Below are 15,018 nucleotides of genomic sequence, written 5' to 3'. Positions count from 1 at the left end.
CTGATTAAATAGATAGTTCAATATTAAATGCTGTTCCTTTTTCGGCAGACGAATCAATTTCCATTTTCCCGTTAAGCAGCTCCACTCTGCTTTTTAAATTTTTCAATCCCTGTCCGTTAAAACCATCCATATTTTTACTGTCAAATCCAATACCGTTATCTTCAACAGTAATAAAAAACGTCGACCGGTTCTGGTTGCAATCTACTAAAATATCAGTACCTTTTGAATGTTTCAGTGCATTGTTAAGGAGTTCCTGCACTATCCTGTAAATAGTAATCTGTATACTTTCAGGAATATCCTTACTGATATTGTTGGCATGGAAATCAATCTGTACCTCATCTGTCTGCAACATATGGCACAAATCATTGAGGGCATGTTCCAATCCTAATTTGAGAAGCGATTCCGGAATCAGGTTATAGGAAATCTGTCGCAATTCCGTAATCGAATTGTTAAGCAATGTGTTCATGCTTTCAATTTCGTTCAGGTCTACGGTTTCTGATGCTGAGTTTACTTTCATAAATCTCATTTTTAATGAGGATAGCATACTTCCTATTCCATCATGAAGATCTCTGGCAATTCTTTTCCTTTCTCCTTCTTCTCCCTTGATCATAGCCTGCATTACCTCAATCTCTTTCTGGTCCTTGAGACTTTTTAAGTTCTGTGCGTAATTTTTAGCATGCTGTATGGCTATCTTTTTCTGGTTCTTTGAGTTGATCCAAAGGAAAATAACCAATAACAATAATAAAACCGATAGGGCTACCAATAAACCGTAATACAACTTATTATTTTCTGCAATAAGCTTGTCGCGTTCCTGCTGAGCTTCTAACTGGGCAATTTTCCGTTCGTTTTCAACTTTGTTGAATTTTGCCTCCAACGCAGTTATCTTATCTTTGGAATATTGTTCGTTGAGGCTGTCGCTAAGAACAATATATCTTGATTTATATTTGTATGCATTTTTGATATCTCCCAGTTTTTCAAAGGCATAGGCCAGTTCCAGAGTATATCTTTTTTCGTCAACAGCAAAAAGAGAACCGCTCTCAATGAGATCCGACAACATCTTTTTGATATCTTCATATCTGTTCATCGCTTTTAATGGAAGATATTTGGCAAATTTCAAACGATTTGCAGAATATATATCATTAAAAAGCATGCTATTTGCTATTCCTTTGTCGTAACTTTTAAATGCATTTTCATATTGTTTTATCTTATAGAAATAGTAGCCTTCAGATAAATAATAGCCTCCGTTCATGTTTGACTTCGGGTAATCTTTTATTATCGCATAGGCCTTATCTAATGATTTTTTTGCCCCGGTTAGATTTTCTAGATGACACAGATTTTCGGCATCTATAATATAGATTTCTACCTTAGTTTCTTTATAAGTATAAGATGATCTGGGTGCTTTCTCAATATATTCCTTTGCTGAATTAAGATACTCTTCTGCTTTCTCCCTTTCGTTATTATTCATAAAAATTATAGCAACCGACTTATATAATCCACTTAAGACCTCATAATCTCCTCCTTTTTTAGCCAACGGCATCGCTTCTTCTATGAGCATCCGCATCGCTTCCTTTTCATTATTCTGGAACTGTTGCAGTATCGATAGGTTCCTTACTATATAGGCTCGCAAGGCATAGGATTCTTTTGTCTTGTATTTCTTGAGCTTTGTGTTGGCAAGACTTAATTGCTTTCCAAAATTTACCATATCACCTTTACTTAGATAAGTGGTTGAATTATAATAAACACCAACATCTTTTAAAAAAGGATATCGGGGAGCAATTTTATTAGCTACAGCTATATACTCGTCTGCCAGTTCGTTCTTTTTGCTTCTTCTGTATAATTCAGCAAGCCTGAAGCTGGTAATACCCTTAATACTGTCAATTCGTGTTGTTTTAATAATTTGTATCAGACTATCGGTATAGGTGTGATCATCATCAAGCGAATACACTCTTTGAGAGTATAATGCCTGCGAAATCAAGAAGATAAACGGGAATAATAATTTGTTTTTCATAGCCTCACAAAAATATTAACTTAAACAACATCTTCTGTTAAATTTTTAGATTTTTGACTAAAAAATACCTGAAATCAGGTAGAAAAATATACCCGATTTGAGGTATTGGAAGCCAGATACTGCCCATCTAACTTTGTAACACAAATCCTAAAAAAAATTAAAACAATGAGAAAGTCGATTTTAAAAACAGCAGGAATTATTGCAATTGCGCTATTTGGTTTAGCATCATGCAGTAGCGATGATAGTAACAACGGACCAGGAGGTGGCGGAGGTATTGACGCTGCTGTTGGTACATACAAAGGAACTTTAGATCCACTTGGAGGAGATGCACCAACCTATTTCGATGCAATTTTAATCGTTACTAAAGTGGATGGCAGCCATTTAAAAATTACTCCAAAAAGCGGGGAGCCATATTCAAACTATACTTCAAAAACAATGAAAGTATACAATAATAGTAATCAAGCTATCTTTGGTGATGGTAATATTCCTGAAGGTACATTTAGCTACACTATAAGCAGTAAAACACTATTAGTACAGACAAGACAACAATCTGCTACAGATCTCACTTATACCTTCCAGGGAACTAAACAATAATTCATATTTTTACTAGTTTATACATTGGCTCCTGAATTTATTATTGGGTTATAAACAGGAGCCCCTTTTTTTCAAAAAAAAGCACCCTAAGACCTTAAAATAAGAGGGGGTTATTTTGAGAGTTAGTAATGTCCTTCAACTTTTGAAGGGCATTTCTTTTTTAGCAAAAAACTTAAACAAATCTCGGGAAGTTTTTCGCCAATTAACAATATTTAAATCTCTTAGCGCCTCTGCGACTTTGCCTGAAAATAATTGCTCGCAAAGTCGCAGAGGCACTATATTTCTAACTTAATACAACTTTATTAAAAAAATTCACCATCTACATAAAACCAACTGTCTTTTTCTTTCCTGAAAAATGATTTTTCATGGTGCATTTGCGCTTTGAGGCGACTGTCTAAAAAATAAGCCTTAAACTCTACTGTATTTTCCGTGGCTTCCACTACTTCCAGTTTCAGCCAATGGTTGGATTTGGACCATTCCAGTATAGCTGATTTTGAATGATTCCTTCTTGTGGAAATATGTGTAGTAACGACAAGATAATCTACGGCCTGAACAACATAAGCGCTATATCGTGACCGCATTAGTTTTTCTGCAGTTGGAGGAGTGCTGTTACCTTTGATAAAAGGTTCGCAGCATTGGGCAAATAACAATCCCGAACCGCATGGACAGTTTAAATTATTCGGCATTGATTTTTTGGTGCAGCTGGTTCAACAATACCATATAACGTCCTAGTTCTACAAGCTCTTCATCTTCTTCAGCATGGTCTAATAGTTCGTCTAAAGTTTCGCTTACTTCAACCAGTTTGTTATTAGCTTCCTTATTCTGCTTGCCTGCTATCAGGTCAATGATTTCCTGTACGTCTTTTTTTAGTTCTTCGTAAACTTTACTGTCCATTTTATTCTGTTTGGGCTTCGTTGGAAGCATTATTCATTTTGATAATTTCTTTCAGTTTATTTTTCCTAAGCTTTTCAGCCTTTTGCTCCCGTTTCTTTTTCTGGTCTGTTTTCTTTTTATGTTCCAGCCTGTTTGTTTCATTGCGTCTTCCCATAAATAAAGGTTTTATGACCGTACAAAGATAACGAATTCAAAAAAACGACAGCTTGTCGCAATTTCCCCTTCCTATTGTCTTTTTCACACAGCATAAAATTGCAATACCAGAACTAATTTTGGATAAAATAATAAACAATAGAAACTATGACTAACAACTTTGATACTGCCGCACTCATTGCAGAAACCAATGCCACTTATGAAGGCATGGAACAACTGCTATTAACTATTGATAGCAGCTTGTGGGATAAAAATCCTGCTGAAAACAGCTGGTCTGTTGGCCAGGTAATGGAACACATCCTCAAAGCAAATTCCGGGCTCAAAAGCCTGTTTATAGAAAACATAGGTGAAACCAACCGACCAGTAGACGAAAAAGTACCCGTTATCAAATCGGTATTTTTAGATTTCAGCACCAAACTGGATGCACCTGGTTTTATTATCCCAACAGAAAAAACACATGACAAGCAACAGCAACTGGACAAAATGAAAGCCTTAAAAGATGGCACCTTACAGTTGATTGGCTCATCAGATTTGTCAAAAACCTGCAAGGGTTTTGAATTGCCTGTTTTTGGCTATCTGACACGTCTGGAATGGATTCTTTTTACACTATTCCACGCCCAAAGGCACACCAATCAAATCAAAAATATTATTACTGTTATCGATAAATAAAACCAAACATTAATCAAACAACTATGAAAAAACACAAAATCATCTTTTGGATTACTACTATCCTGATTTTTTTATTTGAAGGCGTAATGCCTGCACTCACATCACAGACCGAAATGGCCAAAGAAGGCATTCGCCACTAGGATATCCGGAATATTTTGGCGTTATCCTTACCGTCTTTAAAGTTTTAGGTGCCTTAGTGCTTATTATTCCTGCAGCCCCAAAACGGCTAAAGGAATGGGCCTATGCCGGATTTACTTTCGATTTCCTTGGTGCTTCTGCCAGCCATGCTGCAGTAGATGGCTTTGGATTTGAGGCTGTTTTTCCTCTTATTGTATTAGGAGTACTCCTGCTTTCTTATGTGAGTTATCACAAACTAAATTCACAAGATTAAACAGACAAACTGCTCTTTAACGGACAACTTAAAATATATTTTCAAAAAAAATGGCGCATCCGTTCCGATGCGCTATTTTTGTGTAAAAGAAAAACTCATGGATAATCCATTTTCGTTACGGACAGTTAACGTCACCCGATATATCGCTCCGTTGAGAGAAGGAGGTTCGCTTCCTGCTCTTGCCGATGCAGACGACGGTTTTAAATATGTATTGAAATTTAAAGGTGCCGGTCATGGCGTCAAAGCACTGATAGCCGAATTAATTGGAGGCGAAATTGCCAGGGCGCTTGGATTGGCAGTACCGGAATTAGTATTTGCAAATCTTGACGAGGCTTTTGGAAGAACTGAAGGCGATGAAGAAATCCAGGACCTGTTGCAGGGAAGTCAGGGACTGAATCTTGCCCTGCATTTTCTTTCCGGTGCCATTACTTTTGACCCGGTTGTGACAGAAACAGATGCCACTCTGGCTTCAAAAATAGTATGGTTGGATGCCTTCATTACGAATGTAGACCGCACATTCAGAAATACCAACATGCTCATCTGGCATAAAGAATTATGGCTTATTGACCATGGTGCCTGTCTGTATTTTCACCATTCCTGGAGCAATTGGGAAAACAGTGCCAAAAGTCCGTTTGCTTTGATTAAAGACCATGTTTTGCTCCCTAAAGCTTCCCGACTGGAAGAAACCGATAAAGAATTCAAATCACTCCTTACAGAAGATACGATTCTTTCGATTGTAAACCTGATTCCTGAAGAATGGCTACAATGGGAAGGTTCTGAAGAGACACCGGAACAGATACGAAATACCTACGCCTCTTTTTTGATTACGCGTTTAGCCCATTCAGAAATTTTTATAAAAGCTGCTCAAGATGCAAGACAAACACTTATATGAATATGCCATAATTCGTATCGTGCCCAAAGTTGAGCGCGAAGAATTTGTCAATACGGGAATCATTGTCTTCTGTAAAAAAGAGCAGTACATCAAAGTTCTTTACAAGATAGACAAAGCCAAGCTTCAACTCTATTCTGATGAACTTGATTATGACCAACTGGAACAAAATCTGCAGGCATTTGTAAAAATTGCCCAGGGAGCAAAAGAGGGAGGTCCAATTGCAGCATTCGATGTGCCTTCCCGCTTCCGTTGGATGACCGCTGTAAGAAGTTCCGTAATCCAAACCTCAAGGCCACATCCGGGTATGTGCAGTAATTTGGAAGAAATTTCTGAACGCTTGTTTTCAGAACTGGTTTTATAAAAAAAGCTAATTAACTTAGTAACAAAAAAATAGCCTCCGGGCTATTTTTTTATTGTCTTTCTATTAACAGAATTCCTGCTAATCGCTTCAAAATTAAATATTAATTTATATTTTAGTCACCGAAATAAACAGATTCCAGCCCAGAATGAAAATAGAGAACAAATGGTCAAAAATCACCGGCTGGTTTATATCAAGGCCTAGATTAAGCACCTTTATAGTATTCCTTGCGCTACTTGTTTTAATCTGTCCGCTTGTTTTGCAACGCTATGAAATTATCAAGGAAAACAGGGAGCAGGAAATGTCGAACATCCTCCATGTAGTTCAGCAAAATCTGAATCATTCTCTTAAAAACTGCTATACCACCACTATTTCCTTAGCCATGATTGTTAACGATAATGGCGAGCCTGAAAATTTTGATGCGCTGGCGAAAGTTCTGGTTGAATCGAATCCAACTATAGATGCCGTTCAATTAGTTCCTAACGGAATAATCAAATATACTTATCCAAATAATCCAGACTTAATTGATTTTGATATATTAAATACAAAATCTGTCAGGGAGGAAGCCCTTGAAACCATACAGAAAGGAAAAATCCATTTTGCGGGACCTTTAAAATTAAAACAGGGCGGACTCGGTGTCATAGGTCGGCTTCCTATATATAGAAAAGGTAAATTCTGGGGTTTTTCTGCGGTTATGGTGCGCCTTGAAACCTTATTCAAATCTTCGGGAATAAATTCAATCAAGGACTCCCGTTATTATTTTCAGTTTTCAAAAGAGAATCCAAAAACGGGCAGAACTGAATTTTTCCTTCCCAATAAAGAAAACTTTGCCGACAAATATTTTCAGGTCTTGTCAATTCCCGACGGTAACTGGAAAGTATATCTTATCAGCAAAAACAAATATGGGCTTATTTCTGAAATACGTCCTGCTTTGGTACTAACCGTATTATTCTGTTTTATCTTCTCGCTTTTTTTAACAAGCCTGCTCAAAAAGCCTGCAGAATTACAACTCCTGGTGCATGACCAGAAGAATAAAATCCTCAATGACGAAATAAAATTCAAATCTATATTTGACCATGCTGCCGTAGGCATTGCACATGTTGACTCTAGGACTGGATGCCTCATTGAAGTAAATGACCAATACTCACGTATGCTGGGCTATACGTTTGAGGAAATGAGAAATATGAGCTTCCGTGATATTACCTACAAAGACGATCTGGAAGAAAACCTGAAACAGCTCGAAAGGCTTAAAAGCGGCGAGATTAGAGAACTTACTATTGAAAAAAGATACATCCATAAAAACGGTAATCTTATTTGGGTAAATATCGCCTATTCCCCACTTTGGCAAGAAGGAGAAGAGCCAAGTTCCCATATTTCTATTGTTGAAGATATAACGTCAAAAAGGGAAGCTGAGGATGCTATCCGAAAAAGCGAAATACGTTTCAAAAGTCTTTTTGAAGATTCGCCAATTGCTTTGTGGGAAGAAGATTTTTCTTATTTGAAAAACTATCTGGAAGAAACGGGCCTGATTGGAAAAAACAGAGAAGAAGTAAAAGCTTTTTTTGATACCAATCCCGAAGTAGTCCAGAAATGCATTTCTCTTGTAAAAATTATCAATGTAAACAATGAGTGCCTGACATTGCATCATCCCAAAACGAAAGAAGACCTGATACAACGGTTGGGAGATGTGTTAAACAACGACTCCATGGATTCTTTCAAGGCACAGCTGGTCGCAATCACCCAAGGTGAAACACGACTAACTATCGATTCAAAAGTCAAAAAAACTGATGGCGAATATCGTGACATCAGCCTACGCTGGAGTGTCATGCCTGGTTATGAAGAAACGCTCGAACGGATAATTATATCAACAGAAGATATCACGGCACGAAAGATATCTGAAGAAATTGTCATACAGTCACAGAAAAAAATGGAATCGCTCATTAATACGATTGACGGAATCGTTTGGGAATGCGATTACAATACCTATATCTTTACCTATGTCAACCAAAAAGCCGAAGAAATTACGGGATATACCCGAGAAGAATGGTGCAGCGATGGTAATTTCTGGGCCAATACAATCCATCCGGACGACAAAACCCGGGCAGTAAATTATTGTGCAATTGAGTCTAAAAAAAGCCAACAATATGACTTTGAATACAGAATGATTGCCAAAAACGGTTCAGTATTATGGATTCGGGATATTGTGAATGTGATACATGAAAACGGCAAGCCGGTTTCTTTAAAAGGTATCATGATTGATATTACGAAAAGTAAAGAAGCAGAAAAAGACCTGAGCAACTCACTGGAACTCGTTACAGAACAAAATAAAAGGTTACTGAATTTTTCCTATATTGTTTCCCATAACCTTCGTTCACATACCAGCAACATACAATCCATTTCCACGCTGATTGAAACTGCAGAAACAGAAGAAGAACGTAACGAACTGGTCAAAATGCTGCAAAATGTTTCCAATACGCTAAACGAAACCATGCTCAATCTGAACGAAGTGATTAATATCCAGACCAATATCAACCTGATTATTGAAAATCTGAATATCAAAGACAATATCGACAGGATAATCAACATTGTTTCTGAACAGATAGCATTTAAAAAAGCCGTTATAAAAAATAACGTATCGCCGGAAATCTTTGTCAAATACAATCCCGCCTATCTTGAAAGCATACTGCTTAATTTTATTTCCAACGCTATCCGCTATTGCCACCCGGAGCGGAATCCTGTCATCATCCTGAGCAGTTATATCGAAAATGATAAAACCATTTTGGAAATTGCTGATAATGGCCTTGGAATAGACCTGACAAAATATGGCGATAAATTATTCGGGATGTACAAAACCTTCCACGAAAATCCGGATTCTAAAGGAATTGGACTTTTTATTACCAAAAACCAAATCGATGCTATGGGCGGAACCGTAACCGTTGAAAGCGAACCCAATATAGGAACTACCTTCAAAATCTACTTTAAATGAATCAGATAATTTGTCTTATCGATGATGACCCTATTTATCAGACGATAACCAAAAAAATCATCCATAAATCCGAAGCCGCAAGCAAAATCCTGTCATTTCCGAATGGCGCAGAAGCTATCGACGGATTAACAAAATTAGTACAGCAGCCTGAGGAATTTCCGGACATCATCATGCTGGATATTGAAATGCCTGTTATGGATGGATGGAATTTTATGGAACACTTCCAGAAAATAAAAACCATTTTCCCAAAAGAAGTATCGGTTTATATTGTGAGTTCTTCCATTGCCTGTTCAGATAAGGAAAGGTCGAAATCCTATAACGGAATTCTGGGTTATTTTACAAAGCCGGTTACGCTTCAGAATGTCCTGGAAATAGCAAAGAGCTAATGGTTTGTTTCCATTAGCTCTTTGCCTATACTTTTTTCCGCTTACTGGATTACTATTTTACGAACAGCCGTTTTTCCTTCAGAAAAGATTTTAGCAATATACAATCCCGAAGCAAGATTAATTTGCAGGGTTGATGTTCCTGAAAAGTCTTTCGTCAGAAGCTTTTGCCCTGAAATTGAAAACAGTTCGATAGTAGCCTGATTATTTAAACCGGCAATTGTAATATGGCTTTTTGCAGGATTGGGATAAATGGATACTTTAAGTTCTGAAAATTCCGGAGCCGAAAGAGAAAAGGTCTCTCCTGCCCTGCTTCCCCAGATATAATCCGCGAGGTAAGGATAATCAATAAACGGATTCCTGTTTTGCTGCCACGTATAAATATAATTGTTCCTGTTCATTTCAAAATCATCGGCAGGGTCATTAACGTTCCATTGCAATAATGTGGCAAGGTCTCCCAACTGTCCAACAGTAGAATCCGGCGGATTTCCGTTTACAACATTCAATCCGTTATATCGAACGCACATATAAAACACAGCACGGGCAACATCACCTTTCCAGCTTCCTGCATTTCCTGCAAATCCGTTATAATCTGTCAGTCCAAAATCTTTATTGTTACGGGAACTGTTTTCCGGGCCGTCTTCTGCTCTTAAATGGTGGGCGTCAGCATGACCATGGTTTAACATATTGGCATTGGAAGGTTCCCATACATTAATACCATCCGGAGTGTCAGAGGTTCCATTCGTAAATCCGCCTCTTGATTGCGGGTAAATATGCTCACGGTTCCATCTTCCAACACCACTTCCCGAATCCTGAAACAAATATTTGGAACGACTTACTTCTTTATACATCAACCAAACCTCATTGCTGTTCAGCGGATTTTGGTCGGCTGTTTTCAAAATAGTGGTAATATCGCCATAATTATGCGCCCTTACTACTGCCGGATTGGCAATAATGTCCTGAACAGCCTGTTTCAAAGCAGCGCCTGATTTTCCTTCAAGAGAATCATAATATCCCGGAGGAGCTGTACTTGCCACTGCTCCATGTGTCGGATTTAATGGTGTTCCCCACGGCGAGACTGTAAAATCATTATCTATAATCCTGACTTCAACATTGTCATTGAGCCTTACATAGCCGGCGGGTAACGTTCCAAACCTGATTTTCATCACTTCGTCTCCCTCATCTATCGCATCATCAATAAGCTGGATGGTAGTTGTAAAAGTTGAAGAACCGGCAGGAATCAACACATTGGTATTGGCTGTAAAATCAGAAGCATTAAAACTCCCATTTGCCAATGTATAGTTAAAAGCCAAATCACTGGTTACGGCTGTCCGTGTTGTAAAAGTAATGGGAAAGCTATCCCCTTCTGTATATAGCAGCGAAGGAACGCTTATGGATATTCCGTTAAAGATAATGCCACTTCCGTCGTTATTAGCTCCCGGAGTAGGCGCCTTAACTTCATATGTTCCGTCAGGTTTTCTTTGTATGGATTGGGTCGTTCCTAAACCATTTTCATCTTCATTAATCTGTATTGTCAGTCCCAATAATCCCATAAGCTGTGTAGCATCAGGGTCGCTGGTATCATAGGCCAAAGCATCAATTAAGTTAGTTGTTGTTGCCAAAGTACCATCAGGAAAATCTGCCGCAGAACCCAAATAAACAGCTACGGCATCGGCACCATTCTGGATTAGATTATCGGCAATAATCTTTTGCGGAACTGGAGAAACCGCATTGCTGCCAATCACAACCAATCCGTTGACATCAGTAACAAGACCGTTTAGCGAAATAGTGAGATAGCTTTTATTACCTGTACTCGCCGATTCAGCATTTCCATTGAAAAAGACAAGTACATAGCCATCAAGCAAAAAATTTGGCGTTGCCGATTTGAGCTCAACAAATTCCTTATCGTCAATACCGGGCGTATCAGAATCAAGTTCGTTAATAACTAACTGCCCATAAGAAAAGTAAGTTGAAAAGAGTAAGAATAAAACAGAAAAATATTTTTTTATCATGCTAAAAATGGATTAAACAATCAAAATTAAGCATTTAATATTATGAAATCTCCTATTTAACACTAAATACGACCAATGCCTACTAATTAAAACAGTGTAAAATTTAGGTTCTGTAAAGAAATACAGAATAGTTTTGATATATTTACGGGATAGTTTCAATCTTTTGTAATGGACGCATTTTTTGGCTATTTGGGAGCGCTCGTCATTGGGCTGGTCCTTGGCCTGACAGGTGGAGGCGGTTCTATCCTCACAGTTCCTGTACTCGTTTATCTTTTAGGAATTAATCCCGTTACGGCTACTGCCTATTCTCTTTTTATTGTGGGAACTACTTCCGCTTTTGGAACCATACAGAATTACAGAAAAGGATTCGTGGATGTAAAAACCGGATTAAAATTTGCGCTTCCCTCCTTAACTGCTATCTACCTCACCCGAAAACTCATCGTTCCGAAAATTCCTGAAATTTTATTTTCGATTGGTGAAATTGCCATCACAAAAAATCTGTTTATCATGATTTTGTTTGCCATAGTAATGCTGATGGCAGCACTTTCTATGATTCAAAATAAAAAATCTGAAAAATCAAACATTCCTCCCAATCCTGCCATAACCATCATACAGATTTTTATGGTTGGCGTTGTTATAGGATTGGTGGGTGCCGGTGGCGGCTTTTTAATCATTCCGGCTTTGGTCTATCTTGCCAGGCTGCCAATGAAAAAAGCTGTTGGCACGTCAATATTTATTATTGCTATTAATTCACTTATCGGATTTACGGGCGATATTGGCAACATTGCTATTGATTGGAGGTTCCTATTTATTTTCTCTTTTATTTCAATTTTAGGTATCTTTGCAGGGATATACCTCAATAAGTTCATCAACGAAAAAAATCTGAAAAAAGGCTTTGGGTGGTTTGTACTAACCATGTCAATACTAATACTGACTAAAGAGCTGTTATTTTAGATTCTCAAATAATAAAAATTATGAAATTAGAACAAATTTATACCGGCTGTATTGCCCAGGCGGCCTACTATCTGGAAAGTAACGGCGAAGCTGCTATTTTCGACCCTTTACGTGAAGTACAGCCCTATATTGACCGTGCAACTAAGGATAATGCTAAAATAAAATACATTTTCGAAACCCATTTCCATGCTGATTTCGTTTCGGGCCATTTGGACCTTGCAAAAAAATCAGGTGGTCAGATTGTGTATGGTCCTACAGCAAAACCTAATTTTGAAGCCATCATCGCTGAAGACGGACAGGAATTTAAAGTGGGAGCCTATACCATAAAGGCAATCCATACACCGGGACACACGATGGAAAGTACCTGTTATCTGCTTACGGACGAAAACGGAAAGCAACACGGCATCATTACCGGTGACACCCTGTTTATTGGTGATGTGGGGCGTCCTGATTTGGCACAAAAGATGTCAAGCGACCTGACCCAGGAAAAACTGGCTTCCCATTTATACGATTCGCTTCGAAACAAAATCATGATACTTCCTGATGACTTGATTGTTTATCCAAGCCATGGAGCCGGCAGTGCCTGCGGAAAAAACATGAGCAAGGAAACTACAGACACGTTAGGGAACCAGAAAAAAACAAATTATGCTTTAAGGGCAGACATGACCCGTGAAGAATTTACAGCCGAGCTTCTTGACGGATTGGGAATTCCACCGGCTTATTTTCCTCAAAATGTAATGATGAATATTCAGGGTTATGAAAGTCTTGACAACATATTGGAAAAATCATTCAAGCCACTAACTCCGAGAGAGTTTGAAGCTATTGCCAACCAGTCCGAGGCGCTGATATTGGACGTTCGCCATGAAGATGATTTTGTAAAAAGCCATATCCCCGGTTCTATATTCATTGGCATCCAGGGAGGATTTGCACCGTGGGTTGGTGCTTTGATTCGGGATGTAAAACAACCGTTGCTGCTAATCACCCCGGAAGGAAGAGAAGAAGAAACCATTACCCGACTTTCCAGGGTTGGTTTTGACAATTCATTGGGATACCTGAAAGGTGGCATTGCCGCCTGGAAAGAAGCCGGCTTTGAAACAGACAGTATTGAATCAATTTCTCCGGAACAATTTGAATCCGAAGTAAACGAGAAAAGCATTATTGTTGATGCCCGCAAACCGGGAGAGTTCAATGCAGAACACGTTGAGAATGCCTTAAATATTCCTTTGGATTTTGTCAACGAGCAATTAGCTGAAGTGCCAAAAGATGAAAACTTCTATTTGCACTGTGCCGGAGGTTATCGTTCAGTTATTATGGCATCCATACTAAAAGCAAGAGGCTACCACAACATGATTAATGTGGAAAAAGGAATAGCCGGTATTAGAAAAACAGGCCTGCCAATGACCGCATTTGTCTGTCCGTCAACCAATAAATAATTCTTAAAATTTAGGCAGTTTGCCATAATCCGATTATAATTTTAAATACTTTTGCTAACTAAATTCAAAAATGAAATTAAAAATGAAAAAAATCCTTTTATTGCTTTCTGTTACGGCATTCATGGTTTCCTGTAACAAAACAGGTGATGGCGAATATATCATTACAGGTACAGTAACCGGTGTCGAAAATGGAAAAACCGTAATTCTTCAAAAACAGGATGAAGAAATCATGGGAAAAATGATTCCTGTTGATACTGTAAAAGTTGAAAATGGAAAATTTGAACTTAAAGGTACCGCTACAGAACCATCTATCCACTCTTTAAGAATAGAAACAAAACAAGGAGAAATTGATTTCGTTCTTGAAAATGGTAAAATTAATATTGCTGTTGACAAAGATACGCTTGGAAAATCAAAAGTTACCGGAACGTATAACAACGAAGAATTAACGAAGTTCAAGACAGATACTCAGGCTATCCAAAAAGATATTCAGAAAAAAGCTATGGCTTTCCAACAGATGAATATGGAAAAAATGACGGCTGCACAACAAGCAAAAGATACTGCGGTAATCAACCAGTTGATGAAAGAATACGGAAAAATTCAGGAGCCGCTTATCGAGAAGTATTACTCTTATTCTGAGAAAAATCCAAAATCATTCATCAGTGCACTGATTACGCAAAGCCTTTTCAATACACCTGAGCCTGATTTCGCAAGAATCCAGAAAATATACGATGGCCTTACTTCTGAATTAAAAAACACGAAGCCGGGAAAAGCAATCAAGGAAAAATTAGAGAACCGTCTGGCAGTTGAAATTGGTAAAAAAGCACCTGATTTCTCAGCTAAAAACCCGGAAGGAAAAACAGTTTCCCTTAAAGAATCTTTAGGAAAAGTAACCATCATTGATTTTTGGGCTTCATGGTGTGGACCTTGCCGTCAGGAAAATCCAAACGTTGTGGCATTATACAATGAATTCCACGATAAAGGATTAAACATCATTGGAGTATCTCTTGACAGAGAAGGTGAAGCAGAAAGCTGGAAAAAAGCTATTGAGGCTGATAAATTGACCTGGACACACGTTTCAAACCTGAAATTCTGGCAAGACCCTATTGCTAAGAAATACAACATTACTTCAATTCCTGCAACTTTCATCCTTGATGCTTCAGGAAAAATTGTAGCAAAAGACCTTCGTGGAGAAGAATTGAGAGCAAAAGTAAAAGAACTTTTAGGCGCTTAATTCATATTCCGAAACAAATCATAAAAATCTCCCTTGTGGAGATTTTTTTATTTTATTCAT

At 38.1% G+C, this 15,018-nt stretch carries 15 protein-coding genes; 10 read left to right on the top strand and 5 right to left on the bottom strand.

The features are described 5' to 3' along the window. Positions 1–4: 4 nt before the first annotated feature. Complete coding sequence (locus B0G92_RS09515) at positions 5–2,008, bottom strand: sensor histidine kinase (RefSeq protein WP_101471926.1); 2,004 nt, start codon at positions 2,006–2,008, stop codon at positions 5–7. Between the two features lie 165 nt (positions 2,009–2,173). On the opposite strand from B0G92_RS09515, the gene B0G92_RS09510 reads away from it, so the two are divergent. Continuing rightward, entirely contained in the window at positions 2,174–2,602 is a 429-nt protein-coding gene (locus B0G92_RS09510) for a hypothetical protein (protein WP_101471925.1), read from the top strand. Positions 2,603–2,904: 302 nt separating this feature from the next. On the opposite strand, the gene B0G92_RS09505 is transcribed toward B0G92_RS09510, so the two are convergent. Genes B0G92_RS09505 through B0G92_RS16685 form a run of 3 tightly spaced genes read right to left on the bottom strand, consistent with a single transcriptional unit; the run spans position 2,905 to position 3,650 of the window. After that, entirely contained in the window at positions 2,905–3,288 is a 384-nt protein-coding gene (locus B0G92_RS09505) for a YchJ family protein (RefSeq protein WP_101471924.1), read from the bottom strand. Continuing rightward, on the bottom strand, positions 3,278–3,496 hold the full coding sequence (locus B0G92_RS09500) for a hypothetical protein (protein WP_056071190.1): 219 nt from the start codon (positions 3,494–3,496) through the stop codon (positions 3,278–3,280). The genes B0G92_RS09505 and B0G92_RS09500 overlap by 11 nt, the downstream gene beginning before the upstream one ends. A 1-nt stretch (position 3,497) precedes the next feature. After that, positions 3,498–3,650: a hypothetical protein gene (locus B0G92_RS16685; protein WP_180326420.1), complete on the bottom strand. Its 153-nt coding sequence runs from the start codon at positions 3,648–3,650 to the stop codon at positions 3,498–3,500. Positions 3,651–3,796: 146 nt separating this feature from the next. Here B0G92_RS16685 and B0G92_RS09495 point away from each other — a divergent pair, with 146 nt between their 5' ends. From B0G92_RS09495 to B0G92_RS09470, 6 genes are all read left to right on the top strand, one after another. Then, positions 3,797–4,318, top strand: coding sequence for a DinB family protein (locus B0G92_RS09495; protein WP_101471923.1), 522 nt, complete (start codon positions 3,797–3,799; stop codon positions 4,316–4,318). 100 nt (positions 4,319–4,418) lie between these two features. Further along, on the top strand, positions 4,419–4,709 hold the full coding sequence (locus B0G92_RS16785) for a DoxX family protein (protein WP_310793709.1): 291 nt from the start codon (positions 4,419–4,421) through the stop codon (positions 4,707–4,709). 97 nt (positions 4,710–4,806) lie between these two features. Beyond that, complete coding sequence (locus B0G92_RS09485; protein WP_101472069.1) at positions 4,807–5,601, top strand: HipA family kinase; 795 nt, start codon at positions 4,807–4,809, stop codon at positions 5,599–5,601. Then, the gene (locus B0G92_RS09480; protein WP_101471922.1) at positions 5,579–5,962 is read left to right on the top strand and encodes a DUF3037 domain-containing protein; all 384 of its coding nucleotides are present in this window, start codon (positions 5,579–5,581) and stop codon (positions 5,960–5,962) included. Before B0G92_RS09485 ends, B0G92_RS09480 begins: the two co-directional genes overlap by 23 nt. Positions 5,963–6,107: 145 nt before the next feature. Then, a complete protein-coding gene (locus B0G92_RS09475; RefSeq protein ID WP_101471921.1) occupies positions 6,108–8,945 on the top strand; it encodes a PAS domain S-box protein in 2,838 nt (945 codons plus the stop codon). Next, the gene (locus B0G92_RS09470; protein ID WP_101471920.1) at positions 8,942–9,331 is read left to right on the top strand and encodes a response regulator; all 390 of its coding nucleotides are present in this window, start codon (positions 8,942–8,944) and stop codon (positions 9,329–9,331) included. The genes B0G92_RS09475 and B0G92_RS09470 overlap by 4 nt, the downstream gene beginning before the upstream one ends. 41 nt (positions 9,332–9,372) lie before the next feature. Here the strand turns inward: B0G92_RS09470 and B0G92_RS09465 are convergent, their stop codons facing one another. Continuing rightward, positions 9,373–11,340, bottom strand: coding sequence for an endonuclease (locus B0G92_RS09465; protein ID WP_101471919.1), 1,968 nt, complete (start codon positions 11,338–11,340; stop codon positions 9,373–9,375). A 168-nt stretch (positions 11,341–11,508) separates the two neighbouring features. On the opposite strand from B0G92_RS09465, the gene B0G92_RS09460 reads away from it, so the two are divergent. From B0G92_RS09460 to B0G92_RS09450, 3 genes are all read left to right on the top strand, one after another. Next, complete coding sequence (locus tag B0G92_RS09460; RefSeq protein ID WP_101471918.1) at positions 11,509–12,294, top strand: sulfite exporter TauE/SafE family protein; 786 nt, start codon at positions 11,509–11,511, stop codon at positions 12,292–12,294. A gap of 20 nt (positions 12,295–12,314) precedes the next feature. Then, positions 12,315–13,727 (top strand): MBL fold metallo-hydrolase, encoded by a 1,413-nt coding sequence (locus B0G92_RS09455; RefSeq protein WP_101471917.1) that lies wholly within the window; start codon positions 12,315–12,317, stop codon positions 13,725–13,727. An 82-nt stretch (positions 13,728–13,809) separates the two neighbouring features. Then, positions 13,810–14,958, top strand: coding sequence for a TlpA disulfide reductase family protein (locus B0G92_RS09450; protein ID WP_180326419.1), 1,149 nt, complete (start codon positions 13,810–13,812; stop codon positions 14,956–14,958). Positions 14,959–15,018: the final 60 nt, after the last annotated feature.

Origin of the sequence: Flavobacterium lindanitolerans (assembly GCF_002846575.1) — a bacterium.
Lineage (GTDB): Bacteria > Bacteroidota > Bacteroidia > Flavobacteriales > Flavobacteriaceae > Flavobacterium > Flavobacterium lindanitolerans.
Note: the sequence above shows the minus strand (reverse complement) of the source record. Positions and strands in the feature narration are given on the sequence as shown.

Bases quoted from the DNA above. Each gene is read 5' to 3' on its own strand.
- B0G92_RS09480 (WP_101471922.1), top strand. From the start codon at position 5,579: ATGCAAGACAAACACTTATATGAATATGCCATAATTCGTATCGTGCCC.
- B0G92_RS09470 (WP_101471920.1), top strand. From the start codon at position 8,942: ATGAATCAGATAATTTGTCTTATCGATGATGACCCTATTTATCAGACG.
- B0G92_RS09450 (WP_180326419.1), top strand. From the start codon at position 13,810: ATGAAAAAAATCCTTTTATTGCTTTCTGTTACGGCATTCATGGTTTCC.
- B0G92_RS09510 (WP_101471925.1), top strand. From the start codon at position 2,174: ATGAGAAAGTCGATTTTAAAAACAGCAGGAATTATTGCAATTGCGCTA.
- B0G92_RS09475 (WP_101471921.1), top strand. From the start codon at position 6,108: ATGAAAATAGAGAACAAATGGTCAAAAATCACCGGCTGGTTTATATCA.
- B0G92_RS09495 (WP_101471923.1), top strand. From the start codon at position 3,797: ATGACTAACAACTTTGATACTGCCGCACTCATTGCAGAAACCAATGCC.
- B0G92_RS09455 (WP_101471917.1), top strand. From the start codon at position 12,315: ATGAAATTAGAACAAATTTATACCGGCTGTATTGCCCAGGCGGCCTAC.
- B0G92_RS09460 (WP_101471918.1), top strand. From the start codon at position 11,509: ATGGACGCATTTTTTGGCTATTTGGGAGCGCTCGTCATTGGGCTGGTC.
- B0G92_RS09465 (WP_101471919.1), bottom strand. From the start codon at position 11,340: ATGATAAAAAAATATTTTTCTGTTTTATTCTTACTCTTTTCAACTTAC.
- B0G92_RS09485 (WP_101472069.1), top strand. From the start codon at position 4,807: ATGGATAATCCATTTTCGTTACGGACAGTTAACGTCACCCGATATATC.
- B0G92_RS09515 (WP_101471926.1), bottom strand. From the start codon at position 2,008: ATGAAAAACAAATTATTATTCCCGTTTATCTTCTTGATTTCGCAGGCA.
- B0G92_RS09500 (WP_056071190.1), bottom strand. From the start codon at position 3,496: ATGGACAGTAAAGTTTACGAAGAACTAAAAAAAGACGTACAGGAAATC.
- B0G92_RS09505 (WP_101471924.1), bottom strand. From the start codon at position 3,288: ATGCCGAATAATTTAAACTGTCCATGCGGTTCGGGATTGTTATTTGCC.
- B0G92_RS16685 (WP_180326420.1), bottom strand. From the start codon at position 3,650: ATGGGAAGACGCAATGAAACAAACAGGCTGGAACATAAAAAGAAAACA.